This window comes from Priestia sp. FSL R5-0597, from assembly GCF_038006305.1.
Classification (GTDB): domain Bacteria; phylum Bacillota; class Bacilli; order Bacillales; family Bacillaceae_H; genus Priestia; species Priestia zanthoxyli.
In genome coordinates, this window is sequence record NZ_JBBOUZ010000001.1 from 1,243,393 (window position 1) to 1,267,440 (window position 24,048).

Annotated in this window: 23 protein-coding genes, 1 pseudogene and 2 riboswitches; of the genes and pseudogenes, 17 read left to right on the plus strand and 7 right to left on the minus strand. The window is 39.8% G+C overall.

Annotated features, from left to right (window positions below; translation table 11 throughout):
- Positions 1 to 16 precede the first annotated feature (16 nt).
- The 4 genes from MKX72_RS06305 to MKX72_RS06320 all read left to right on the plus strand — a co-directional run bounded on the left by MKX72_RS06305 (position 17) and on the right by MKX72_RS06320 (position 5,112).
- On the plus strand, positions 17 to 1,456 hold the full coding sequence (locus MKX72_RS06305) for a LutB/LldF family L-lactate oxidation iron-sulfur protein (protein ID WP_014461085.1): 1,440 nt from the start codon (positions 17 to 19) through the stop codon (positions 1,454 to 1,456).
- Positions 1,434 to 2,147, plus strand: coding sequence for a LutC/YkgG family protein (locus MKX72_RS06310; protein WP_098627242.1), 714 nt, complete (start codon positions 1,434 to 1,436; stop codon positions 2,145 to 2,147). Before MKX72_RS06305 ends, MKX72_RS06310 begins: the two co-directional genes overlap by 23 nt.
- Positions 2,148 to 2,432: 285 nt before the next feature.
- Positions 2,433 to 4,589, plus strand: a complete 2,157-nt coding sequence (locus tag MKX72_RS06315; RefSeq protein ID WP_235918769.1) for a PAS domain S-box protein — start codon at positions 2,433 to 2,435, stop codon at positions 4,587 to 4,589.
- 19 nt (positions 4,590 to 4,608) lie between these two features.
- Positions 4,609 to 5,112 (plus strand): methylated-DNA--[protein]-cysteine S-methyltransferase, encoded by a 504-nt coding sequence (locus tag MKX72_RS06320; RefSeq protein WP_028414173.1) that lies wholly within the window; start codon positions 4,609 to 4,611, stop codon positions 5,110 to 5,112.
- On the opposite strand, the gene MKX72_RS06325 is transcribed toward MKX72_RS06320, so the two are convergent.
- The 5 genes and pseudogenes from MKX72_RS06325 to MKX72_RS06345 form a co-directional block, all read right to left on the minus strand.
- Positions 5,113 to 5,277 carry a hypothetical protein gene (locus MKX72_RS06325; RefSeq protein WP_186808532.1) on the minus strand — a complete coding sequence of 55 codons (165 nt, stop codon included), beginning with the start codon at positions 5,275 to 5,277 and terminating at the stop codon, positions 5,113 to 5,115.
- Positions 5,278 to 5,351: 74 nt separating this feature from the next.
- A pseudogene (locus tag MKX72_RS06330) lies at positions 5,352 to 5,590 on the minus strand (hypothetical protein).
- Positions 5,591 to 5,714: 124 nt separating this feature from the next.
- Positions 5,715 to 6,773 (minus strand): S-methyl-5-thioribose-1-phosphate isomerase, encoded by a 1,059-nt coding sequence (mtnA, locus tag MKX72_RS06335; RefSeq protein ID WP_033578368.1) that lies wholly within the window; start codon positions 6,771 to 6,773, stop codon positions 5,715 to 5,717.
- Between the two features lie 35 nt (positions 6,774 to 6,808).
- The gene (gene mtnK / locus MKX72_RS06340; RefSeq protein ID WP_028414171.1) at positions 6,809 to 7,981 is read right to left on the minus strand and encodes an S-methyl-5-thioribose kinase; all 1,173 of its coding nucleotides are present in this window, start codon (positions 7,979 to 7,981) and stop codon (positions 6,809 to 6,811) included.
- Positions 7,982 to 8,116: 135 nt separating this feature from the next.
- Positions 8,117 to 8,268, minus strand: a riboswitch (SAM riboswitch).
- A gap of 91 nt (positions 8,269 to 8,359) precedes the next feature.
- Entirely contained in the window at positions 8,360 to 9,142 is a 783-nt protein-coding gene (locus MKX72_RS06345; protein ID WP_028414170.1) for a carbon-nitrogen family hydrolase, read from the minus strand.
- A 112-nt stretch (positions 9,143 to 9,254) separates the two neighbouring features.
- Between MKX72_RS06345 and MKX72_RS06350 the strand changes: the two genes are divergently transcribed.
- The 11 genes from MKX72_RS06350 (at position 9,255) to MKX72_RS06400 (ending at position 19,776) form a co-directional block, all read left to right on the plus strand.
- Positions 9,255 to 10,427, plus strand: coding sequence for a pyridoxal phosphate-dependent aminotransferase (locus tag MKX72_RS06350; protein ID WP_028414169.1), 1,173 nt, complete (start codon positions 9,255 to 9,257; stop codon positions 10,425 to 10,427).
- A 130-nt stretch (positions 10,428 to 10,557) separates the two neighbouring features.
- Positions 10,558 to 10,664, plus strand: a riboswitch (SAM riboswitch).
- Positions 10,665 to 10,744: 80 nt separating this feature from the next.
- Positions 10,745 to 11,989 carry a 2,3-diketo-5-methylthiopentyl-1-phosphate enolase gene (gene mtnW, locus MKX72_RS06355; protein WP_155008289.1) on the plus strand — a complete coding sequence of 415 codons (1,245 nt, stop codon included), beginning with the start codon at positions 10,745 to 10,747 and terminating at the stop codon, positions 11,987 to 11,989.
- A complete protein-coding gene (locus MKX72_RS06360; protein ID WP_048020344.1) occupies positions 11,986 to 12,651 on the plus strand; it encodes a 2-hydroxy-3-keto-5-methylthiopentenyl-1-phosphate phosphatase in 666 nt (221 codons plus the stop codon). The genes mtnW and MKX72_RS06360 overlap by 4 nt, the downstream gene beginning before the upstream one ends.
- Positions 12,648 to 13,286, plus strand: coding sequence for a methylthioribulose 1-phosphate dehydratase (locus MKX72_RS06365; protein ID WP_028414166.1), 639 nt, complete (start codon positions 12,648 to 12,650; stop codon positions 13,284 to 13,286). The genes MKX72_RS06360 and MKX72_RS06365 overlap by 4 nt, the downstream gene beginning before the upstream one ends.
- A 15-nt stretch (positions 13,287 to 13,301) precedes the next feature.
- Positions 13,302 to 13,817 carry a 1,2-dihydroxy-3-keto-5-methylthiopentene dioxygenase gene (locus MKX72_RS06370; RefSeq protein ID WP_013055961.1) on the plus strand — a complete coding sequence of 172 codons (516 nt, stop codon included), beginning with the start codon at positions 13,302 to 13,304 and terminating at the stop codon, positions 13,815 to 13,817.
- Positions 13,818 to 13,939: 122 nt separating this feature from the next.
- On the plus strand, positions 13,940 to 15,016 hold the full coding sequence (locus MKX72_RS06375; protein ID WP_028414165.1) for a sugar ABC transporter substrate-binding protein: 1,077 nt from the start codon (positions 13,940 to 13,942) through the stop codon (positions 15,014 to 15,016).
- A 16-nt stretch (positions 15,017 to 15,032) separates the two neighbouring features.
- Positions 15,033 to 16,538: a sugar ABC transporter ATP-binding protein gene (locus MKX72_RS06380; RefSeq protein WP_028414164.1), complete on the plus strand. Its 1,506-nt coding sequence runs from the start codon at positions 15,033 to 15,035 to the stop codon at positions 16,536 to 16,538.
- Entirely contained in the window at positions 16,535 to 17,569 is a 1,035-nt protein-coding gene (locus MKX72_RS06385) for an ABC transporter permease (RefSeq protein WP_028414163.1), read from the plus strand. The genes MKX72_RS06380 and MKX72_RS06385 overlap by 4 nt, the downstream gene beginning before the upstream one ends.
- 86 nt (positions 17,570 to 17,655) lie before the next feature.
- Positions 17,656 to 18,996: a CoA-disulfide reductase gene (locus MKX72_RS06390; RefSeq protein WP_098112866.1), complete on the plus strand. Its 1,341-nt coding sequence runs from the start codon at positions 17,656 to 17,658 to the stop codon at positions 18,994 to 18,996.
- 125 nt (positions 18,997 to 19,121) lie between these two features.
- Positions 19,122 to 19,259: a hypothetical protein gene (locus MKX72_RS06395; protein WP_186808530.1), complete on the plus strand. Its 138-nt coding sequence runs from the start codon at positions 19,122 to 19,124 to the stop codon at positions 19,257 to 19,259.
- A gap of 277 nt (positions 19,260 to 19,536) precedes the next feature.
- Positions 19,537 to 19,776, plus strand: coding sequence for an aspartyl-phosphate phosphatase Spo0E family protein (locus MKX72_RS06400; RefSeq protein WP_013082228.1), 240 nt, complete (start codon positions 19,537 to 19,539; stop codon positions 19,774 to 19,776).
- A 64-nt stretch (positions 19,777 to 19,840) separates the two neighbouring features.
- On the opposite strand, the gene MKX72_RS06405 is transcribed toward MKX72_RS06400, so the two are convergent.
- Positions 19,841 to 20,572 carry a ZIP family metal transporter gene (locus MKX72_RS06405; protein ID WP_014461072.1) on the minus strand — a complete coding sequence of 244 codons (732 nt, stop codon included), beginning with the start codon at positions 20,570 to 20,572 and terminating at the stop codon, positions 19,841 to 19,843.
- Positions 20,573 to 20,728: 156 nt separating this feature from the next.
- Complete coding sequence (locus tag MKX72_RS06410; RefSeq protein WP_028414160.1) at positions 20,729 to 21,496, minus strand: DUF4931 domain-containing protein; 768 nt, start codon at positions 21,494 to 21,496, stop codon at positions 20,729 to 20,731.
- A 199-nt stretch (positions 21,497 to 21,695) separates the two neighbouring features.
- Between MKX72_RS06410 and MKX72_RS06415 the strand changes: the two genes are divergently transcribed.
- Positions 21,696 to 22,166 carry a MarR family winged helix-turn-helix transcriptional regulator gene (locus tag MKX72_RS06415; RefSeq protein WP_034268232.1) on the plus strand — a complete coding sequence of 157 codons (471 nt, stop codon included), beginning with the start codon at positions 21,696 to 21,698 and terminating at the stop codon, positions 22,164 to 22,166.
- Positions 22,167 to 22,336: 170 nt separating this feature from the next.
- The gene (locus tag MKX72_RS06420) at positions 22,337 to 24,031 is read left to right on the plus strand and encodes a M3 family oligoendopeptidase (RefSeq protein WP_155008288.1); all 1,695 of its coding nucleotides are present in this window, start codon (positions 22,337 to 22,339) and stop codon (positions 24,029 to 24,031) included.
- Positions 24,032 to 24,048: the final 17 nt, after the last annotated feature.

The following is a 24,048-nucleotide window of genomic DNA, read 5'->3' on the forward strand; positions in this document are numbered from 1 at the left end:
GAAAGGAGAATACCGAATGTCTATGAAAATAGGAAACGATCAGTTTAAAAAACGCGTCGATGACGGAGTCAATAATGCGTTTATGCGCTTTGCGGTTTCAGGTGCTCAAGAGCGCTTAAGAAGCCGTAGATTAGATGCGGCGGAAGAGTTAGGGAACTGGGAAGAATGGAGAGCGCTTGGCGAAGAAATTCGTCAGCATACGCTTGAAAATTTAGATTACTATTTAGAGCAGCTCACGGATAATGTAGCTAAACGCGGAGGCCACGTTTTTTTCGCTCAAACAGCTGAAGAAGCGAATGAGTACATAAAAAATGTAGCGAGGCAAAAGCAGGCAAAGAAAGTCGTTAAATCCAAGTCAATGGTTACAGAAGAAATTCATATGAACGCTGCTTTAGAAGAACTGGGCTGTGAAGTTATTGAAACGGATTTAGGAGAATATATCCTGCAAGTAGATGATCACGATCCGCCTTCTCATATCGTAGCTCCTGCACTTCATAAAAATAAAGAACAAATTAGAGATGTATTTCAACAAAAGCTTTCTTATAAAAAAACGGAAAAACCTGAAGAACTAGCTCTTCACGCCCGGGAAATGCTGCGAAAAGAATTTTTATCAGCTGATATTGGCATCACGGGATGTAATTTTGCGATTGCAGAATCTGGGTCTATTTCACTTGTAACCAATGAAGGAAATGCAAGGTTAACAACTGCCCTTCCTAAAACGCAAATTACGGTTATGGGAATGGAACGAATTGTGCCAACGTTTGAAGAGTTTGAAGTGTTGGTAAGCCTGTTAACTAGAAGTGCAGTAGGTCAGCGGCTTACAAGTTACGTAACAGCGCTTACAGGGCCTAGACTTCCAGGGGAAGTAGACGGACCGGAAGAATTTCACCTAGTGATTGTGGATAACGGACGATCTGCGATTTTAGGAACTGAGTTTCAATCTGTTTTACAGTGTATTCGCTGTGCGGCATGTGTGAATGTATGTCCCGTGTATCGCCATATTGGAGGGCATTCATATGGATCTATTTATTCAGGTCCGATTGGAGCTGTATTATCTCCTTTGCTTGGAGGCTATGAAGACTACAAAGAGCTTCCATATGCCTCAACGCTATGCGCAGCCTGTACGGATGCCTGTCCGGTCAAAATTCCGCTGCATGAGCTATTGCACAAGCATCGTCAGCGAATTGTCGAGAAAGAAGGGAAAGCACCTATTTCGGAAAAGCTGGCGATGAAAGCATTTGGCTTGGGAGCAGCTTCTTCTTCTCTATATACAGTGGGCGCTAAAGTAGCACCGGCAGCTCTTACTCCTTTTATGTCAGGAAGCAGTATTTCCAAAGGGCCTGGTCCATTAAAAGCGTGGACAGAAAGCAGAGAGTTTCCGGCGCCTACAAAAGAGCGCTTACGAGATTGGTTTGATAAAAGGAGTGATGATGATGAACGGAAGCATTCAAAATAGAGACAGTTTTTTAGGCAATATTGCTGCTAATCTTAAGCGAAGCAGGCGAACAAGCGGCGTAGTAAAGCCCCAATGGAAGCATGCTCCTCAGCATGAGGTCTACCGCAGCTATTCGCCAGATCAATTAAAGAAAGAGCTTGAAAACCATTGCGAACGTATTCATACTCGCTATGTAGAAACATCATTACAACACTTGCCAGCTGTCCTTGAGGAAGCCGTAGCGAACTATGGAAATGGTCTTGTGAGCACGTGGGATGATCCTAGGTTTTCCGAATATGGATTGAATCTGCTGATGGAGAAATGGGAAACAAGCAGTAGCCTTCATGTATGGAATTCTGCAAAAGGCGATGAGAATATTAAACTAGCTGAACAAGCAAATGTAGGCATCACATTCAGTGATTTGACGCTAGCGGAATCCGGCACAGTTGTTTTGTTCAGCAGCGCTGCAAAAGGACGATCGGTCAGTTTGCTGCCGGCCACTTATATTGCGATCATTCCTCAAAGCTCCATTGTCCCTCGCATGACACAAGCTGCTGAAATGATTCATGAAAAAGTAGAGCGAGGAGAAACGATTGCTTCTTGCATTAACTTTATTACGGGACCGAGCAATTCAGCTGATATTGAAATGAATCTAGTCGTTGGCGTGCATGGACCTATTCAAGCCACTTATATTGTAGTGAATGATCGATAGAGGCTGGGGAAAACGTATTTTAGCCGAAGTGAAAAACGAACCGTGAATCAAACATGTTGATTCACGGTTCGTTTTCTTTGTTATGTTGAGCATAGGTTTCATTTTGTTATGTCCCAGCCTCTTTTATTCATGCTCCTTTTTTAAATAACGGGAGAATGTGAAGAAATGTCGCATTTTGAATAAACGTGACTAATTTTAAAAAGGTAAAAAGCAAATCTTGTAGAATACTAAGTCTATAGATAAAAGGTGGGGAAATGGGAAGTGCAAAAGAAAGGAGCAATGAGCATGTCACCACACAGAGAATTAACATCTGAAGCTGCGCAAAAGCAGCAAGGTGAATTAGAGCAGCTACGAGCTATTTTTAATGACGTATTAGATGCCATTGTCGTATTTGATGAGTATTTTCAAGTTATAAATGCAAACGAATCAGCCTGCGGGCTGTTTGAAAAAACAAAGGATGAGCTATTAACGTATCAAATGAAAGATTTTCTCATGTATTTTCCGTATGACATGATTGAAGCGTACTATCCAGCGCTTTTAGAAGAAAGCTATTTCAAATATGAAGGCGCGATGACGCTTCAAAGCGGCATGATGAAACATGTTGAATTTACTTCACACAAACATAGTCACATGTCGGGCATTATTGTGTGTACATTTCGAGATATTACACAGCACAAGGTGATGGAAAACGAACGGTTTATTAGTCATCATATGTTTATGGATGTATTTAATGAAGCGGTAGATGGAATTGTTATTTTTGATCGAACTGGTCAGCTTATCGACGCGAACCCTTCATTTTGCGAGCGATTAAATTATACAAGAGCACAGCTTTTAACCAAAACGTTAGAGGAGCTTGTAGAACCTACTTATCATTATAAAGTGAAAAAATTATGGAGAACTCTGCATCAAGAAGGAAAGACAAGCGGCGAGCTGCCGATTAAGCTCGAAAATGGAGACGTTACTTTTTTTGAATTTACCACAACGGCTAATATATACAGTCAATACTATATGTCCATTATGAGAGACGTGACGGAAAAACGGCTGATGGAGCAGCAGCTGTTGAGAAGCGAAAAAAATTTCAGGGCTATTTTTGAAAATGCGATTGAAGCCATTTTGATTTGGAAAGACGATGGGGAAATCTTAAACGCTAATCTTGCTTCGTCCCGTACATTCGAGCTGCCGTTGAACAAATTGATTGGAAGTAATTTGTATACGTTTATCGATAAGCAAAGCTTTAGTGCATTAAAAATGCTGCAAACATTTCAAAAAGAAGGAGAAATTCGCAATCAGCTTCCTTTTTACATGCCAAATGGAGAAATCAAACAGTTGGAATTCACAGGGAAAAAAGGCATTATAGAAGGAGACCATTTAACCATTTTTCGAAACATTAGTGAACGTACAAAAATCGAACAAGAGCTTCGGAATAACGAAGAGAAATTCAGACAGATTTTTAATGGTTCGATCGATGGGTTAGTTTTATGGGACGGCAAGCGAAATATTATTGATGTGAATTCTTCTCTTTGTGATATTCTCGAACTCAGCAAAGAGGAGATTTGTGCGCATTCCATGGAGGATTTTATTTCTTCAGCGAATTTAGATGCGGTCATTGAGCATAAAGAAACAATTGAGCAAAAAGGGGAAGCTGAAGGAGAGATTACGTACGTTACGGGGAACGAAAAAGTTAAAAACATCGAATTCTCTACGAAAAAAGATATCTTGCCAGGTCTATATATGACGCTTTTAAGAGACGTAACGGAACGAAATCAAATGCAGGAGCAGATTCGGAAATCGGATACGCTTCAAGTAGTCGGACAGTTAGCAGCTGGGATTGCGCATGAAATCCGCAATCCGATGACGGCTTTAAAAGGGTTTGTTCAGCTGCTAGAAAGCAGCATTCAAGAAGATCACTCTCTTTATTTTGATATTATTAAATCCGAATTAAAAAGAATCGAAACTATTATTACAGAGTTTCTAGTACTCGCTAAGCCACAGGCCGTAAAGTTCGAAAAGAAAAATCTAGCTGCGGTTGTTAAAGAAACGATTGATTTATTAAATGCTCAAGCGCTTTTAGAAAATATTCAGTTTGAACTAAGTGTGTCCCCTAAGCTGCCAATGGTATACTGCGAGCCGAACCAAATTAAACAAGTACTAATAAATGTAATTAAAAACGCAATTGAAGTCACGTCAAACGGGGGAAGAATTTTTGTTGAAGTCTATTCTACAGAGCCGCACTACGTGACGGTCTCCATTCGAGATCAAGGAGACGGAATGCCCGAAGAGCGCATCAAGCGCTTAGGGGAACCATTTTATACGACAAAAGAAAAAGGAACGGGGCTCGGTTTGATGGTCTCATATAAAATTATCGAAGAACATAAAGGGCGAATTGAAGTGGAAAGCAAAATAGGAGAAGGAACAGCTTTTCGTGTTATTCTTCCAGCCTAATTAGAAAGGATAAGCGAGTATGTACTATGGAGAAATGAACTTATTTTCTGATTTGAAAATTTATATTGTAGCCTCGGAAAAAGGGGTTCAACATATTTGGTTTGATAGCGATGATCACAACGAGCAGCTTAAAAAACTTGTCCATGACGAGAATTATCACCTTGTGAAAGAAGCGAAGCGGCAGCTTCAGGATTATGCTGAAGGGCGCACGCTAACATTTGATGTGCCTTTGGATATAAAAGGAACAGACTTTCAAAAAGAAGTGTGGTTAACGCTTAAAGGTATACCTTATGGACAAACGTGGTCTTATAGTGATGTAGCGGAGTCTGTTAATCGCTCTAAAGCCGTAAGGGCTGTGGGACAAGCGAATCGTCGAAATCCACTGCCTATTATTTTACCTTGTCACCGTGTTATTGGTAAAAATGGAGCTTTAACAGGTTATGCAGGTTCCCAAACTCATATAAAAGAAAAACTATTAATGCTTGAAAGAAATGTAGCAAAAGGCGCTCTGGAGTTAAAATAACTATTCATCGTCTAATTTCCAGCCTTCTCCCTGCACAAAAACACCGTCAATTTGCTGAGGAGAAGGGAGGGAATTTAGTTCTTCATCTTTGGATAAATCGAATAGCTGATATTGCTGCTTGCGATTTAACGCTTTGTTTTTATCCGTTTTTTGCTCTGCACTCATTTTTACTCCTCCTTATTCAAAAAGAATCCCCTATAATATATGTAGAAAAAGCAGAGAGTACTGTTACAATTGTGTTACAAATGCAGCCAAAAAGCGCTGTTTAATAAAAAAGGTTGAGACATAACAAAATCAATGTCATCTAAAGATGAACAACTCGTATAGATGAACTGAACCGCTTGTGACACCGCAGTTGATTTCCGTGCAAGACTTCGCTTTCCGCGGGCGGCCGCTGAGCCTCCTCGTCGCTTGCGCTCCTGCGGGTCTCACCCCTTCCGTTTTTCCCGCAGGAGTCTTCACCTTGCCCTCCAATCAACTGCTAGAGGGAACGAAACAGATAAAACGATATTTACCATCACAAAAAAACGAACCACTAATCAACATGTTGATTAGTGGTTCGTTTTGCAGTGGGGCTAAAATACTTTTGTCCCAGCCTCTTGTTATTGAGCAGATTGCAGCAAAACTTTTTGAATGGATTCAAAAGACGGGGAATGGATAACTCCATGCTCTGTAATAATGGCCGTAATCAGTTCGCTTGGCGTCACATCAAAAGCTGGATTGTACACAGAGATTCCGTCTGGAGCAATTTGCGTATCTCCAATGTGCGTTACTTCTTTAGGTGAACGTTCTTCAATAGGGATGCTGCTTCCGTCTTGAATAGATAAATCAAATGTGGACTGCGGCGCTGCTACGTAAAATGGAATACCGAATGCTTTCGCTAAAAGAGCAAGTCCATACGTTCCAATTTTGTTAGCCGTATCGCCATTTGATGCAATGCGGTCAGCACCTACAATGATCCCATTAATTCCTTTTGTTTTAATGGTATGAGCAGCCATATTATCCGTAATCAGCGTAACGTCTACTCCCGACTGCTGAAGTTCCCATGCTGTTAAGCGAGAACCTTGAAGAACGGGTCTTGTTTCACAAGCAAATACTTCAAGCGGAATATCGCGCTGCTTAGACAAGTGAAAAGGTGCTAATGCTGTTCCATAATAAGCTGTAGCAATTGAACCAGCATTACATATTGTCATGATTTTATCTTTCTTTTTAAATAAAGAAAGGGCATGATCTCCAATTCGGTAGCACGTTTCTTCATCTTCTACTTGAATTTGAATCGCTTCATGAACAACTTTTGTTTTAGCTTCATTAACGGACGAAGCGGATTCAGCGCTTTTCGCTACGCGGTCCAATGCCCAAAATAAATTGACGGCAGTCGGGCGTGAACTAGCTAAATACTGTTGATCTAGAGCTAGCTTTTTGTTAAATTCCTTGACTGAATCCGTGTCATAGCTAAGCGCAGAAAGAGCAAGACCAAAAGCCGCCGTAATGCCAATTGCAGGGGCTCCGCGTACTTTCAAGGTAGTGATAGCATCCCATACGTCTTTAATGGTTTGCAGCTTAATATATTCAACTTTGCCAGGAAGCTGCTGCTGATCTAATAAAGTAATATATGATTCATTCCATTCCACTGAGCGCGGAAGTGATAGTGTATTTGTCATGCTGATACCGATCCTTTCATTGTGTACATTATTCGTTATCGAAGTAAATGTTCAAATTCATTTGGTGAAACGTCTTGTTGGTGCAGAAGTAAATAGCGTCCAATTTTTAACGCAGTACGTTTAGCGTTAATTTTTCTTTCCTCTGAAGAAATTTCGTCTAAGTCCGCCACGTGAGCTAAGCCAATCGTACGTCGAATGATTTCACACCCTGCATATCCAACAGCATCTTGCCACGTTTGCGTTAAAATTTCATGTAACAAGCGCTCATCTTTAGCGAAAGGTTCAGTGTTTTCAGAATGCCAAAGCGCAGTAAAGGTATCTTTAAATACGTTCCATGTGTTCGTAATGTGTGCAAATAACGGTTCGCGATCTGTTTTTCGAGAAAGAGCATTTAAAAATAAATTTGCAACAAATTGGCCTAAATCGAATCCAAACGGACCGTAAAAAGCAAACTCTGGATCAATCACTTTCGTTTCTTGACTGCTAGCAAATATGCTTCCTGTATGTAAATCACCGTGAATTAGCGTTTGGGCATTTGTTAAAAATTTATATTTTAATTTTGCTGCTTGTAACTTTACATCTCCATCGTTCCACAATTCTTCTACATCAGGACGCAGCGCTTCTTCAAATTCATTTGTATCGATATCAAAAAAAGGATCTGTAAAAACTAAATCTTCCGTAATATTGCATAAGTCCGGATTGCTGTACTTGACGACTTCTTCTTTTTTATCCTGAGGCTTTAAGGCAAAATCCGACGTTTTGAACGCAATATGTCCTAGAAAAGAACCGATATGCTGTGAAAGCAGGGGATAACTTTCTCCTTGAATAAGTCCGGCGCGGGAAATCGTTAAATGAGACAGATCTTCCATGACCGTAACAGCAAGCGTTTCATCGTGGTAATACACAGCTGGTACGAGTTCAGGGGTAAATGCACCGAATTGCTTGAGCGCATTGCTTTCAATCGTGGCACGGTTCAAGGATAGAGGCCAGCTCTCGCCTACAACTTTTGCATAAGGAAGTGCTTGTTTGACGATAATGGATTTATTCGTTTGATCATTTATGATGTGAAAGACGAGATTTAAGTTGCCATCACCGATTTCACGGGCAGTCAGTGCTTCTGTGGCATCAAAGAGACCTAGCTTTTTCACAAGTTTGATTGCTGAAATTTCTGTTAAAGGCTGATACTTCTCTGTTTTTGTTGTTGACATTAGAATCCCTCCATAGTTTATTAAACTGATTTGTTTACTAAGTTAATAGGTTTAAGAATGTATGGAGGCTTTTATAATTTTAGAAAATATAAAAGCCTCTTTCGTTGGAAAGAGGCTTGATTGTAGTGTTCAAACCTCTTATCTGCCAGAAAGAATTACTTTCTGTTGGAATTAGCACCGTGCCTTTGTAAAAACATGTTTTACGGGTGTGATCCATCTTAGGATGGAATGACGGTCGGTTGCTGGGCTTCACAGGGCCAAATCCCTCAGCCAACTCTTGATAAGAGTACGATTACTTATTCAATTTTGATTTGTTTGAAAATTTTATGTTATCTGGTGAAAATCGTATCATGCAAAAAAACGGCTGTCAATACATAATTAATAAAATTCTGTGCGGCGATCTGTAAAGACAGGAATTTGTTTACGAATTTCTTTTACAAGTTCCAGGTTAACGTCGGCACTTAAAAGTTCTTCGCTATCGCCAGCTTCAGCGATTATTTCTCCCCACGGATCGATGACTAAGGAATGTCCGGCAAATGTGTTATTAGGATCTTGGCCTACACGATTACACGCGATTACATAGCATTGATTTTCGATTGCGCGGCTAATGAGCAGTGCTTTCCAATGGGCAAGTCTTGGAGCCGGCCACTGAGCAACAACAAATAAGACTTCTGCTCCGCTGCTAGTATGCACGCGAATCCATTCTGGAAAACGAATATCGTAACAAATAACTCCTGCGCATAAAGACTGTTCAAGTGTAAAAAGATTTTTTGCTGTTCCTGCTTCTAGATAGAGGTGCTCATCCATTAATTTAAATAAGTGCAGCTTACTGTATTGTGACACTTCACGACCTTTTCGATCGAAAATATACATCGTATTTGTGACGCCTTGCTCTGTTTTTTTCGCGATCGAACCTGCCACAATATTTACTTCGTTCGTTTTAGCAAATTGAGAGATTAATTGCTTGGCCTGCTGTCCTTCATCATCGGCAATTTCGTCTAGCCGCGTCAAATCATAAGCTGTATCCCATAGCTCAGGAAGCACAAGGATGTCAGGGTTTTCTTTTAGAGCTTCCGTCATTTTTTGTTGAATATATTTTCGGTTTTTAGTTGGGTTTCCAAACGCAATATCAAGCTGCAAACACGTGATTTTTACACTCACTTTATCATCCGTCCTTTTTTTAGTAGTTGAAAAAAATGACTTTACAAGTTGAGTATTACAATATATTATTTGTGACTAGAATTTCAAGAATTTTTTGAGAAGGTGTGCGATGATGAAACAATTTGAGCAATCGGAACTATTAAAAAGTTTACCAAAACAATTTTTTGCATCACTTGTAGGCAAGGTAGGAAAAGTAATGGCCCAAGGGCACGACGTTATTAACTTAGGGCAGGGAAATCCTGATCAGCCCACTCCTTCACATATTGTAGAAACACTCCAAAAAGCAAGTGCTAATCCTATGCATCATAAATATTCTCCATTTCGGGGGCACCAGTTTTTGAAAGAGGCCGTTGCGACTTTTTATAAACGAGAATATGGCGTTGATGTGGATCCTGAAAAAGAAGTAGCTATTTTGTTTGGCGGGAAGGGTGGACTTGTTGAAATCCCGCAGTGCTTATTAAACCCTGGAGATACGGTGCTGGTTCCGGATCCTGGATATCCTGATTACTGGTCTGGAGTAGAGCTTGCAAAAGCAAAGATGGAAGTGATGCCGCTCACGGCTGAAAATCATTTTCTGCCCGTATACGAAGAGATAGGTGAACGTGCTAAAGAACAGGCAAAGCTCATGTTTTTAAACTATCCGAATAATCCTACCGGTGCAGTGGCAACGGCAGAATTTTTTGAAGACACCGTGGCGTTTGCTGCCAAGCACGATATTTGTGTGGTACACGACTTTGCCTACGGAGCCATTGGATTTGATGGTAAAAAGCCAATCAGCTTTTTACAGACTCCTGGTGCAAAAGAGACGGGAATTGAAATTTATACTCTTTCTAAAACGTATAACATGGCGGGATGGCGAGTTGGATTTGCTGTAGGAAATGAAAGTGTAGTAGAAGCTATTAATCTTCTTCAAGATCATATGTATGTCAGCCTCTTTGGGGCGGTTCAAGAGGCAGCAGCGGCAGCTCTGTTAGAATCTCAACAATGTGTGAATGATTTAGTTAAGCGCTATGAATCTAGACGCAATACCTTTATTCAAGGGCTTCAAGAAATTGGTTGGGACGTTACATCTCCAGCGGGTTCCTTTTTTGCATGGCTAAAAGTTCCTAAAGGATATACTTCTGAACAATTTTCAGATTTACTTCTTGAAAAAGCCCACGTTGTAGTGGCACCTGGAGTAGGCTTCGGAACATATGGTGAAGGCTATGTGCGCGTAGGACTGCTGACGGATGAAGAGCGCATGAGAGAAGCTGTATCTCGAATAAAAAAATTAAATTTATTTTAAAAACGCATTGACAATCCTTTTTGAGTTGGCTTAATATGTAAGAAGTTAACGAGATTAATAACCGATAAATCCTAGCGGTATTTTTTATTTAGTATATAATCTACGAATTCAATTTAAATAAATAGCAACTTTCTTATTAAGAGTAGGTGGAGGGACTAGCCCGATGAAGCCCGGCAACCGACTTAACGCATGTTAAGCACGGTGCTAATTCTTGCAGCAGCAGCTGAGAGATAAGAAGAGCAACGAAAGCCTCTTCTTAATCACAGAAGAGGTTTTTTTTATTAACGATATTAAACAGCAAGGGAGTTTTTAGCATAATGAGTGAAATCGTTGCAAGCTACTTACTACATGACAATAAAGGAAATTTTCATAAAAAAGCGGAAGGAATTGCTTTAGGACTAACCGTCGGCTCATGGACAGGTCTGCCGCTTTTAGATCAACAACAGCTTCAAAAGCATAAAGGGCGCGTCGTATCCGTAACTGAGCTTCAAGACTGCGAACGTGTTAACGGATATTTAGGCGGAGAGGTTAAGCAGGCTATTGTCAAAATTGCTTATCCAACTGCCAACTTTTCAAGAGATTTACCGGCTATTTTAGTTACGGTTTTCGGAAAACTATCACTTGATGGAAAAGTGAAATTATTAGACTTGGATTTTCCTGATGAATTATTAGCTGAATTCCCAGGACCGCGCTTTGGAATAGAAGGTATACGAGAGAAACTAGGCGTTTATGACCGTCCGCTTGTGATGAGTATTTTTAAAGGCGTGATTGGAAGAGACATGACGTACTTAACAACTCAGCTGCGTGAGCAAGCGCTTGGCGGAGTGGATTTGGTTAAAGACGACGAGATTTTGTTTGATAGTGAACGAACACCTTTTGAAACTCGCGTTACAGAAGGAAAAAAAGTACTGAATGACGTATACGAAAAAACGGGACACCGCACGCTGTATGCTGTTAATTTAACGGGACGAACGTTTGAATTAAAAGAAAAAGCGAGAAAAGCAGCTGAGCTAGGAGCCGATGCTCTTTTATTCAACGTATTTGCTTACGGGTTAGACGTACTGCAGGCACTTCGAGAAGATGATGAAATTAACTTGCCGATTATGGCACACCCAGCTGTTAGCGGAGCGCTTACGCCATCAGAGTTTTACGGTTTTTCAAATTCATTACTGCTTGGAAAACTATTGCGCTTAGCCGGAGCAGATTTCTCACTGTTTCCATCACCATACGGAAGCGTAGCGCTTTCTCTTGAAGATACGACAGGCATTGCCTACGAATTAACGCGTCCTGTGTACAAATATAAGCAGACTTTCCCGGTTCCTTCAGCAGGAATTCATCCTGGAATGGTACCGCAGCTTGTGAAGGACTTTGGAATCGACAGCATTATTAATGCAGGAGGCGGAGTTCACGGTCATCCAGACGGCGCTATCGGAGGAGGAAAAGCATTCCGTGCGGCGATAGATGGAGTACTCTCTCATCAAACACTAGCCGAAAAAGCGGAAGAATCAAAAGAGTTGCAAAAAGCTTTGCAACTATGGGGAACAGTAGAGGTGAAAGCATGACATCGTTAAAAATCTTTTGTGACTTTGATGGAACAATCACAAATAGCGATAACATTATTGCTATTATGAAACAATTTGCTCCTCCGGAGTGGGAAAGTATTAAAGACGACGTGCTAGCACAGCGCGTCTCCATTCAAGAAGGAGTAGGGCAAATGTTTGCCTTGCTTCCCGTGGAATTAAAGGAAGATATTATTTCTTATATTTTAGAGACGTCTGCTATTCGAGATGGATTTGATGATTTTATTGCCTATACAAAAGAGCATCATATTCCGCTTTATATTGTAAGCGGAGGAATTGACTTTTTTGTAAAACCGCTTTTGGGAAATCGAGTTGCAGAGGAAATGCTCTACTGCAACGGATCTGATTTTTCCGGTGAGCATATTTCCATTACGTGGCCTCATACATGTGATAAACAGTGTACAAATGACTGCGGCTGCTGTAAGCCAACGATTATTCGCCATCTTGCAGATGAAAGAGATCATACGGTTGTTATTGGCGATTCAATTACAGATTTGCAGGCTGCCAAATTAGCTGACACTGTCATTGCGCGTGACTTTTTAATTAAAAAATGCGAAGAGCTATCTCTACCGTATCGTCCTTTTTCTACTTTTTATGATGTGATTCACCATTTACAAGAATTAACAGAAGAGGTGAAAGCATGAGTATTATGGCTCAGCAAAGATTACACGAGCTTGCAGATATAAAAGATGAGTTGGCAGAGCGCGATTGGTTCTTCGGTACAAGCGGAAACTTAGCGATTAAAGTGGATCAAAATCCGACAACTTTCTTTGTATCAGCAAGTGGAAAAGATAAAAGAAAACGCACAAATGAAGACTTTTTGTTAGTTGATCAATACGGGAAGCCTGCAGAAGAAACGCATTTAAAGCCTTCTGCTGAAACGCTTTTACACGTTAAGATTTACGAGTCAACGAATGCTGGGTGCAGCCTTCATGTACATACAATCGACAACAACGTGATCTCTGAACTGTACGGAGATGAAGGGTTTATTTCATTCAAAGGCCAAGAAATTATTAAGGCACTGGGTATTTGGGAGGAAGATGCGGAAATTACTGTTCCGATTATTCCGAATTACGCGGATATTCCGACACTAGCAGAAGAATTTTCTCATCATATAAAAGGCGATCAAGGCGCGATTTTAATTCGTAACCACGGAATTACGGTATGGGGGAAAAATGCGTTTGAAACAAAAAAAGCGCTAGAAGCCTATGAATTTCTATTTAGCTACCATGTGAAATTACTATCACTTAAAGGCATTAAGCCAAAGGTGCATTTATAAAAGGAGGAAATAAAAATGGCGCAAATTCGCTTACATGTAAATAATAAAAGAATTGAAACTCAAGAGGAAGTATCAGCTTTTCTGGCAAACAATGAAGTTATTTATGAAAACTGGGATATTACAAAACTTCCAGAAAATCTTCGTGAAAAATATGATTTAACTGATGAAGAAAAAACAGAAATTTTAAACGCTTTTGGTGAGGATATTAAAGATATTTCTGAACGCCGCGGCTATAAAGCTCAAGATGTTATCTCGTTATCGGAATCTACACCAAACATTGATGAATTGTTAAAAAACTTTCAGCGCAAGCATATTCATACAGATGACGAAGTTCGCTTTATCGTAAGCGGTCATGGAATCTTTGTTATTCAAGGAAAAGACGGTGAATTTTTTGATGTTGAATTAGAGCCGGGCGATTTAATTTCAGTACCAGAAAACATTCTTCATTACTTTACACTAATGGAAGATCGTAAAGTAGTCGCTGTGCGAATTTTCGTGACAACTGAAGGATGGGTACCTATTTACGCATAACAACTACTTGTAAAGCATAGGTCATGATCACCCCGCTTTTACATCTAAAAGCGGGGTATTCTTTGGATTATTATAAAACTAACTATTTTTATATGAATAATAAGTTTAATAGGAGGAACACCATGAAAAAGAGTAAAAAAATGCTGTGGCCACTTACTTTGCTCGTGCTTCTAGTTTTTGCGCTGGCTGCCTGCACGAAAGAACAGCCAAGTCTAAACGAGAAAGCACAGGCAGCTCCAGCGCAGCAAGCGGCTTCTGCTAAGCCTGTACAGCAAGAAGGAAAAAAGATTACGAAAGATACAAAAATTGCTCTTATTTCTGAATTTACGTCAGGCACTCACGCTGCTCAGTACATAACAGGTGTGACAAAAGCGGCTAAAAAAGCAGGAGTACAGCTATCCGTTTCTGATTCTAATAATGATCAATCTAAAATGGCGGCGTATTTAGACACGGCTATTAACCAAAATGTTGACGGTATTATGATTGACCACGGCCGGGCTGAAACCCTTGAACCTGGCGTGAAGCGCGCGATTGCAAAAGGGATTCCCGTTATTGCAACAGACGTAGAATTAAAAGTAGAAGGCGTTACAACGATTGACCAAGATGATTATATGCTTGCGCTCCAGGGGCTAAAGCAAATGATGCAGGACATTAACGGAAAAGGAAATATTGTATATGCGTTTGTTGGAGGCTTTGCACCGATGGAAAAACGCGACAGCATTTATAAAATTATGATGAATCGCTATCCAGATGTAAAACAAATTGCCACATTTGGAAGCGCAACAGACAACACCTCTCTAGACACTCAAAATAAAATGGCGGCTGTATTAAAGCAGTATCCAAATAAAGGAGACATTGCAGCCGTTTGGGCACCTTGGGACGAATTTGCAAAAGGAGTCACAAGAGCGATTAAAGAAGCAGGACGAGATGAGATTAAGGTATATGGAGTGGACTTATCTGATGAAGACCTGCAAATGATGCAGGCAAAAAACAGCCCGTGGAAAGCGTCAGCTGCTGTAAACCCAGCTTCAGTAGGAGAAAAGCAGGTTGATCTGCTTCTTAAAAAGATTTCCGGTCAAGAGATCCCTCGTTATTATTCCTTTGATCCGGTTTTAGTCAAACAAACTGACTTGCCTAATCAAACGATTAATATGGACCAGCTTAGTCAGTACGTAGAAGAATGGGGTAAAAAAGAGTAGAAGTGGAGGGACAGACATGACGAACGAGCTTTCAATGAAGAACATTACAAAAAACTTTGGTTCTTTTCAAGCGCTGAACAAAGTTGATTTTACTGTTCAAAAAGGGGAAATTCATGCTTTATTGGGAGCCAATGGTGCCGGTAAAAGTACGTTGATGAAAATATTGTGCGGAGCTTACGACGAGTACGAAGGAAAGATTTACAAAGACGGAGGAGAAATCTCTATTTCTTCTCCTAAAGAAGCGAAGAGCCACGGCATCGGCATTGTACACCAAGAAGTCGATGTAGCGCTGATTCCTTCGCTATCAGTAGCTGAAAACATTGTGTTAGACGTGCAGGTTTCTAAGAAAAGTAAGACATTTGTAAACTGGAAATCTATTTATAAGAAAGCGGAAGAAGCTCTTTCTTTACTTGGTTCTTCTTTATCCGTTAAAAAAAATGTTGTTGATCTAACTCTATCAGAAAAACAGCAGGTGCTTATTGCACGTGCAATTGTACAGAATGTTGATTATTTAATTTTGGATGAACCAACCGCACCTCTTAGTGTGGAAGAGACGAAACAATTGTTTTCTGTGATGAGAGAGCTGAAGAAAAGCGGAGTAGGCATTATTTATATTTCACATCGCCTTCAAGAAGTGGTTGATATTTGCGACCGCTTAACGGTTTTAAAGGACGGACGCTATGTAGCTACAAAAGAAACTTCACATACATCAATTGAAGACGTGATTACGCTCATGTTAGGAACGTCTTCTGTAAAACAGTGGGTCAAAAAATCAGTAGAAGTTGGAAACGAACTTTTACATGTAGAAGCATTATCCCTTCCAGGGCGCCTTTCGAATATCTCTTTTCATGTAAAAGAAGGAGAGGTAGTCGGTATTGCAGGGCTTGTAGGAGCAGGGAAAACGGAGCTTTGCCGAAGTCTATTTGGTTTAGAGCAATATGTCAGCGGCAGCGTTCGGTTAAAAGGCAAGAAACTAAAGTTGAATAAGCAGCCGTATTATTATATTGCACAAGGTCTTTCTCTTGTTCCTGAAGAACGAAGAAAAGAAGGAATTTTTGTTCATGAATCGATTGCCGATAACTTAGTTTTGCCAAGTCTGTCCCGCTTTACAAATTATTCGTTTCTAAAGCGAGGAAAGATCAAAGAAAAAGCGCAGAAAACGACTGGGCAAGTTGGCGTAAAGTCTCATTCTATCGAGCAGTCAGTTGGAACGTTAAGCGGTGGAAATCAGCAGAAAGTAGCAATCGGAAAATGGCTTGTTACGGATTCTGACGTACTGTTGTTCGATGAGCCAACTAAAGGGGTTGATGTGGGCTCTAAGCGAGAGATATTCGACTTAATTACAGGGCTTGTGTCACAGCAAAAAGGCGTTGTTTATGCAACCTGTGAATTCGAGGAGCTGCTAGGGGTAGCGGATCGAATTTATGTTATGTACAACGGGAAAATCGTGAAAGAATTATCCAAAGAAGAAGCAACTAGTGAAAAATTATTTTATTATACAGCAGGAGGAGTAAAAGGATGAGTGCGGAGTATGTAACAGAACCTGTAGCGAAACCAAAGAGAAAAATAAGCGTTTTCGACTTTTTTTACAAATATGGGACAGTCTTAATGATTTTTGTTATTATGATTATTTTTTCCATTGCCACACCTAACTTTTTAACAGGAGAAAACATTAGTGATATTCTGCGCTCTATTTCCATTGTTACCTTAATTGCGCTTGGTGTAACGATATCGTTAACGGTCAACGGACTCGACTTATCTGTAGGATCTACGGCTGGTTTAGCCACTATTTTATCAGCTTCTATGCTCGTTTTACACAGACAAGAAATTGCAGTTGCGATCATTGTTCCGATTATTGCATCGCTTCTCATCGGGTTAGTGAATGCTTTTTTAGTAGTGAAAGTAAAGATTCCTGATATTTTAGCCACGCTTTCCATGATGTTTATCGTACAGGGGATTTTATTAACGTATACAAAAGGCTCAGCTATTTATACCAATATGCCTTTACCAAGCGGAGAAAGAGCTCCGGGAATTTTCATTCCTTCTTTCCTTGCGCTGGGGCAAGGTCACTTTCTAGGTATTCCCGTCCCTGTGATCATTATGCTGCTGACTGTGCTGCTTGTTCATATCGTTTTTTCCTATACAAAGTTTGGTCGTTTTTTCTACGTAACAGGAGGTAACATAGAAGCAGCAAGACTTTCGGGTGTACCGGTTAATCGTTATCGTATGTATGCCTATATGTTTTCAGGTTTGCTTGCTGGAATTGGAGGAGTCGTTTTAGCTGCCCGTATTGGAGTAGGAGAAGTGAACGCAGGCTCACCATTTTTAATGGATGCCGTAGCTGCGACATACATTGGCTTTTCCGTATTTGGAGCAGGGAAACCGAATGTATTCGGGACGCTGATTGGCTCTATTTTAATTGGTGTGCTGTTAAATGGATTAACGATGCTAAATGTTCCGTATTATATGCAAGATATTATTAAAGGAGCTGTATTAGCAGGAGCCTTGGCTTTAACGTATTACCGCTCGAAACAAACATCTACGGCTGTGTAAACAGCCGTTTTTTTTCGTTTGAAATCGGGAAGAATAAGGAAAAACAATAGTATAATCTATTATTTATGTAGAAAGAGGGAGTATAGATGAAACGTGTCGTCATTATAGGAGGAGTAGCCGCCGGAATGAGCGCAGCTTCACAGCTTCGCCGGATGAAAGAAAAAGAAGAAGTGGAAATCCTTGTGTTTGAAAAAGGTGGAGATATTTCTTACAGCGCATGTGGCATGCCTTACTATTTGTCAGGTGTTGTAAAAGAAAAAGACGATTTGATTGCTCGTACGAAACAAGAGTTTGAAGAGCGAAATATCTCCGTCCATCTTTTTCACGAAGTTAAAGAAGTAAACCATACAAAGAAATACATAGTAGCACAAGATGTCAAAACGCACGCTGAAAAAGAGATAACATATGATGAACTCATCATTGCAACTGGAACAACGGCTGTTAAACCTAATTTTATGAGTGATAACATGCCGAATGTATGCACATTAAAGTCATTAGAAGACAGCGAAAGAATCTATACATATCTACAGGCTCACTCCGTAGAAAAAGTCACTATTATTGGTGGAGGATATGTCGGAATGGAAGTAGCTGAAGCAATGAAGGCTTTGGGAAAAGAAGTACGGGTCATTGAACAGGGAAAGCAGATTCTATCTATTTTAGATCAAGACATGGCAGAGCATTTACAAAAGCAGCTAGATGACGATATTTTATTTCATTTCGAAGAAGAAGTGGAAGCATTGCTGCATTCAGATGGTTCCGTCACTCACGTTCAAACAAACCGTCAAACGTACCAAACGGATTTAGTGATTGTAAATGTAGGAGTTCGTCCGAATACGCAATTCTTAGAAAGAAACGGACTAAGAATGCTTGAAAATGGAGCTATTTTAGTAAACGAGAAGTTGGAAACCAACGTGCCTCATATCTACGCAGCGGGAGATTGTGCAACGAGCTATCACCGCGTATTAAAAAAAGATGTTCATATTGCTCTTGGAACCATTGCCAATAAGCAAGGAAGGGTTCTTGGTTACCGATTAGGGGGAGAAAATAGAGAATTTCCGGGTGTTCTAGGTACAAGTATTGTCAAAGTGATGGACTATGAAATTGGAAAAACCGGCATCTCAGAAAGAGAAGCAAGAGAAAATTCTCTTTTATACAAAGCCATCACAGCCGAGGCTCCGAGTCATGCTTCTTACTATCCAGGAGCTGAGAAGATGGTCATAAAACTTGTTTATCATCCTGAAACAAAAGAGATTTTAGGAGTTCAAATGATTGGGAAAGAAGGAGTTGCAAAACGAATCGATGTATTTGCGACAGCTATTACTTGCCGCCTCACAACAGATGAAATAACCATGCTAGATCTTTCATATGCCCCTCCTTTTGCTACGGTATGGGATGCTGTACAAATCGCTGCTCAAAAAGCTGAATAAAAAAGAGGCTGGGACAAAAGTAGTTGAGTCCAAGTAAAAAAAGAACCATTCATCAACCTGTTTGATGAGTGGTTCTTTTTTTGTGATGGTGCACATCGTTTTATTTGTTTCGTTCCTTCTAGCAATTGATTGGAGGGCAAGGAGAAGACTCCTGCGGGAAAAGCGGAACAGGTGAGACCCGGCAGGAGCGAAAGCGACGAGGAGGCTCAGCGGCCGCCCGCGGAAAGCGAAGCCTTGCACGGAAATCAATTGCGGTGTCATAAGCAGTCCAGCTCATGTATCTCATTTGTTCGTCTTTCGATTGGATTTATTTCGTTATGTCTCAACCTCTTTTTTATTCGACAAGCAGCACCTTTTGTCGAAAAACAACTTGTAAAAAAAAGATAAACGGTATTCCTATAGTAATGTAAGCGTTTGTAAATTCCGACAAAATAATTTTTTTGCGAAAAAAATGTCTATTATTGCGACTCTATTTACATATTTAGTAGAATTTGTAATAATGCGTTATAAGCTAATTTCTTTGTCATAGGAGAGGATTTTGTGTTTGGAGTGAGAAATAGAACGAAATCAGAGAGATTATTAGTGGAAATCGTCCAAAAAAGACAAAAGATGGTGCAGCTCGGAGAAGAAAAAGGTCTGACTAATGAAGAAACCGTTACCTGTAGTCAAGAGCTTGATCAGCTCTTACTCGTTTATCAAAAGCAGCGTTTAAAAGAAGAGGAAGAAAAGACATCGTTTGCCACACTGATTAGCCGCTTTTTATCTTTTTCAAAGCTGTAATGCAGGACAAGCATTCGGAATCGGGCAGTAAAACAATTACGCTGCCCGTGGTCTCTCTTCAGCTTTAAAAAATGTTAATTAAAAAAATCATAAACAGCATACCAAAAATAAACGAATAAGTAGCAAACCTTTCGTTTCCATCGCCGTGACTTTCCGGAATCAACTCTTTATAAATAATAAAAAGCATGGCTCCGGCAGCAAAAGCTAACCCATATGAAACGAGAGAATCAACAAAATTAGTTAAATAAAAACCGAGTAAAGACGTTACAATCTCAACGGAGCCTGTAAGGGTAGCAATTAAAAATGCTTTTATTTTACTAATATTTTGCTGAGCTAAAAATAGCGCGACCAACAGTCCTTCAGGTGCATTTTGAAGACCGATTGCAAGGGCAATTAAGTTCCCTGTATTTTCAACATTTGAAGCGTAGCTAACACCAACAGACAGTCCTTCAGGAAGGTTGTGCAACGTAATAGCGGAAACAATTAAAAGTGCTTTTTCATCAAACTGAATGCCGGTTTTAGAATGCTCAAGATCAATGTGAGGAATATTCTGCTCCAAGAGTGTTAATGTTACCACGCCAAGCAGTAAGCCAATCGCTAAGGAAAAAAAACCGCCGCTTTGAAGAGATTCTGGAATCAAGCTCATAGTAGAAGCTGCTGTCATAATACCTGCAGTGAGCGCAAGAAGAACATCTTTCCACCGATGAGTGAGTTCTTGATTCAAAAACAGAATAGGCAAAGCACCTACTCCAGTCGATAGCGCAGAAAGAATGCTTCCAATTAGTACCTCAGTCATAAACCGTCTCCTTTTACGTATTCTTCTTTTTATCCTCAATTCACATCGTTCTTTTAGTGTATGTTTTTTTGTTTTATATGAGCATGACTATTTTAAAAGTGAATAGGTTTATGCAATAACCTTACAAAAAAGTTGAACCAGTGAAGGTTCAACTTTTTAGGTGAAGTACAGCTCCTGAACTTGGTTAGCAATGTGCTCAAGTTTATTGGAAACTTGAGGAATGCCATATCCTACATACAAAGGAGATGTGGCAAAGCGAGGAATGATTTTCGCTGCAATTTTGCCGTTTTTAAGATTATAAAAAAACAAGTTGTAGCTCGTGCAGCTACGATGAAAATGATTTAATAAATAGTGAGCAGCCGTTTGAAGATAATCTGCAAACGTGTGCAGCTCTTTGTCAAGCTGATCTGTTATTACGTTAAATTCAAAAAAGCCCATTCGAGGTTTTACAGATAAATTAAATGTGACGTGTTCATTTTTGGCAATTGTGACTCCTTCAAACTGCTCTAGCTTCACATTTTCATTTACATCCATCTCATTTAAACCAATAATTTGCATATGAGGATGTCGTAATGATCCTCCAGACATGGGGCCGTGGTTTTTAAAGAAAAGAACAGAAGCATATTCTCCGCTGTTCATCATCGATATCCATCGTTCAGTAGCAAAACTCAGCAAGGTATACAGATGTTCTTTTGGATAAATAGATAGTTCTGAAGAACACTCATCGGTCTCAATAATAACCGTCTGATAAGCATCTTGCAGAACGGGAAACTTATTTTTTAGCCAAATGATAGGTCCTTGTTTTTCAATGATGCCTGTAAGAGATTCTACGTCGCAAAAGGGACAGGGGTTTTGCCGGTTAACGATTGTTTCAGGCTTTTGCGAACCAATCGCGGAATTAAATAATAAATGGGTTGGTTTCATAATCATTCACCTTTTTATGTAATGTTCATATGTTTATTGTATTAAAAGCATATGTATAAATCCACTTATATACATTTTTTATCAAAAAAATTGTACAAGCAGAGAGAATAACCGATGAAATAAGCCTGCTTTGATTGACTTTGAAGGGAAATTTTAGTATTATCTTGATATCAAGATAATATCAAAGGAACTGATTAAAATGACGAATGATGTAACTAGAGAAGAGTTAGACCAATCTCTTAAATTATTTATTGTACTATCTCGTGCCAATCGTTCAATTAATGATCATGTGCATAAATTTATTCAACAGCATGGAATGAATCCAACCGAATTTGCTGTCCTAGAGTTATTGTACCACAAAGGCCAGCAGCCTCTTCAGCAAATTGGCGGAAAAATTCTGTTGGCAAGCGGCAGTATTACGTATGTAGTAGACAAGCTTGAGAAAAAAGGCTTCTTGGAGCGCGTTGCTTGTCCGAACGATCGTCGCGTAACCTATGCAGCTATCACCAAGCAAGGCAAGGAAATGATTGAAAGCATGTTTCCGAGTCACGAAAAAAGAATTCATGAAATTTTATCCGTTTTATCTAGCGAAGAAAAGGAAGTTGCCATTTCGATGCTTAAGAAACTAGGGCACTATGCAGATGAATTTTTGCCGGAATCGACTAATTAAGTAAGGAAAGCTCGTTTGTTTCTGTTGAACAAACGAGTTTTTTCTATGACTTCTTTCATGACCAATCGACATAAAAAATAAAAAGTGACAAAAAATTGAAATTAACAGGAATACAGCTGGATAAAAACGAATTAGGTTACATACAGACAATAGAGGAAGGGGAATAAATGATGAAATTTGAGAATTATACATATACGCGACCTGATATGAATGAAATTGAAAAGCAGTTTGAAAAGGCCATTACACATTTTACGGAAGCAGGGTCAGTCAGTCAGCAAAATGAGGCAATTCGTCTAGCAAACGATGCGTATTCTCAGTACAGTACAATGGGGAACATCTGCTATATTCGTCATTCTATCGACACAGCCAATGAATTTTATAAAGAAGAACAAGACTATTTTGATGAAACACAGCCGCTTTTAGAAGGATACGTAGAGAAATTTTACAAAGCTTTAATCTCTTCACCTTTTAAACCGGAACTAGAAGAAAAGTGGGGAAAGCAGCTGTTTTCTCTTGCTGAAATGCAGTTAAAAACGTTCTCTCCTGAAATAGTAAAAGAGCTGCAGGAAGAAAATAAGCTATCATCTCAATATACGAAGCTAGTGGCGTCAGCTAAAATTGTATTTGAAGGAGAAGAAAGAACGTTAGCTCAGCTCGATCCGTTTATGGAGTCATCTGATCGAGAAATGAGAAAAAAAGCAGCAGAAGCGAAGTTTCAATTTTTTACTGATCATGAAGAGGAATTTGATGATATTTACGACAAGCTTGTAAAAGTGCGGACTAAGCTTGCTGAAAAATTAGGCTATAAAAATTTCGTAGAAGTGGGCTATGCTCGTATGTCTAGAATAGGGTACGATGCTGAAATGGTTGCCGCTTTTCGCCAACAAGTGAAAGAGTATATTGTTCCCCTTACTGAAAAACTAAAAAAGCGTCAGCAGGAAAGAATTCAAGTAGAGAGCTTAACTTATTATGATGAACCGTTTCAGTTTGAAACAGGAAACGCAGTGCCAAAAGGTGATGAAAAGTGGATTATTGAAAATGGACGGGTTATGTATAAGGAGCTTTCTAAAGAAACGGACGAATTTTTTTCCTTTATGCTTGAAAATAATTTAATGGATTTAGTCGCTAAAAAGGGCAAAGCAGGCGGAGGCTACTGTACGTTTATTGAAGAATACAAAGCGCCGTTTATTTTTTCAAACTTTAATGGAACATCAGGCGATATTGATGTGTTAACGCATGAAGCAGGGCATGCTTTTCAAGTGTATTCCAGCCGAGATATGGAAACCAATGAGTATCACTGGCCTACGCATGAAGGAGCTGAAATTCATTCGATGAGCATGGAGTATTTTACATGGCCTTGGATGGAGTTGTTCTTTAAAGAGGACAAAGATAAATACCAGTTTTCTCATTTAAGCTCAGGCTTAACTTTCTTGCCTTACGGGGTAGCAGTTGATGAATTTCAGCATGCTGTATACGAACGCCCTGAGATGACGCCTTCGGAACGAAAACAAACGTGGCGAGAAACTGAAAAGAAATATATGCCTTCTAAAAACTATGACGGCCATCACTATCTAGAAAGCGGGGGCTTCTGGCAGCGTCAGCTTCATATTTACACGTCTCCGTTTTATTATATTGATTACACGCTCGCTCAAATTTGTGCATTTCAATTTTGGAAAAAAGATCGGGAAAATCATGAACAAGCATGGCAAGATTACGTTCATTTGTGTAAGCTTGGCGGAAGTAAGCCATTTTTAGAATTAGTAGAGGAAGCGAATTTGATCTCTCCATTCGAAGAGGGCTGCGTGCAGTCTGTAGTAGATGAAATTGAAAGCTATTTAAATAGTATTGATGATAAAAAGCTATAAAAAAAGCCGCGTTTGCG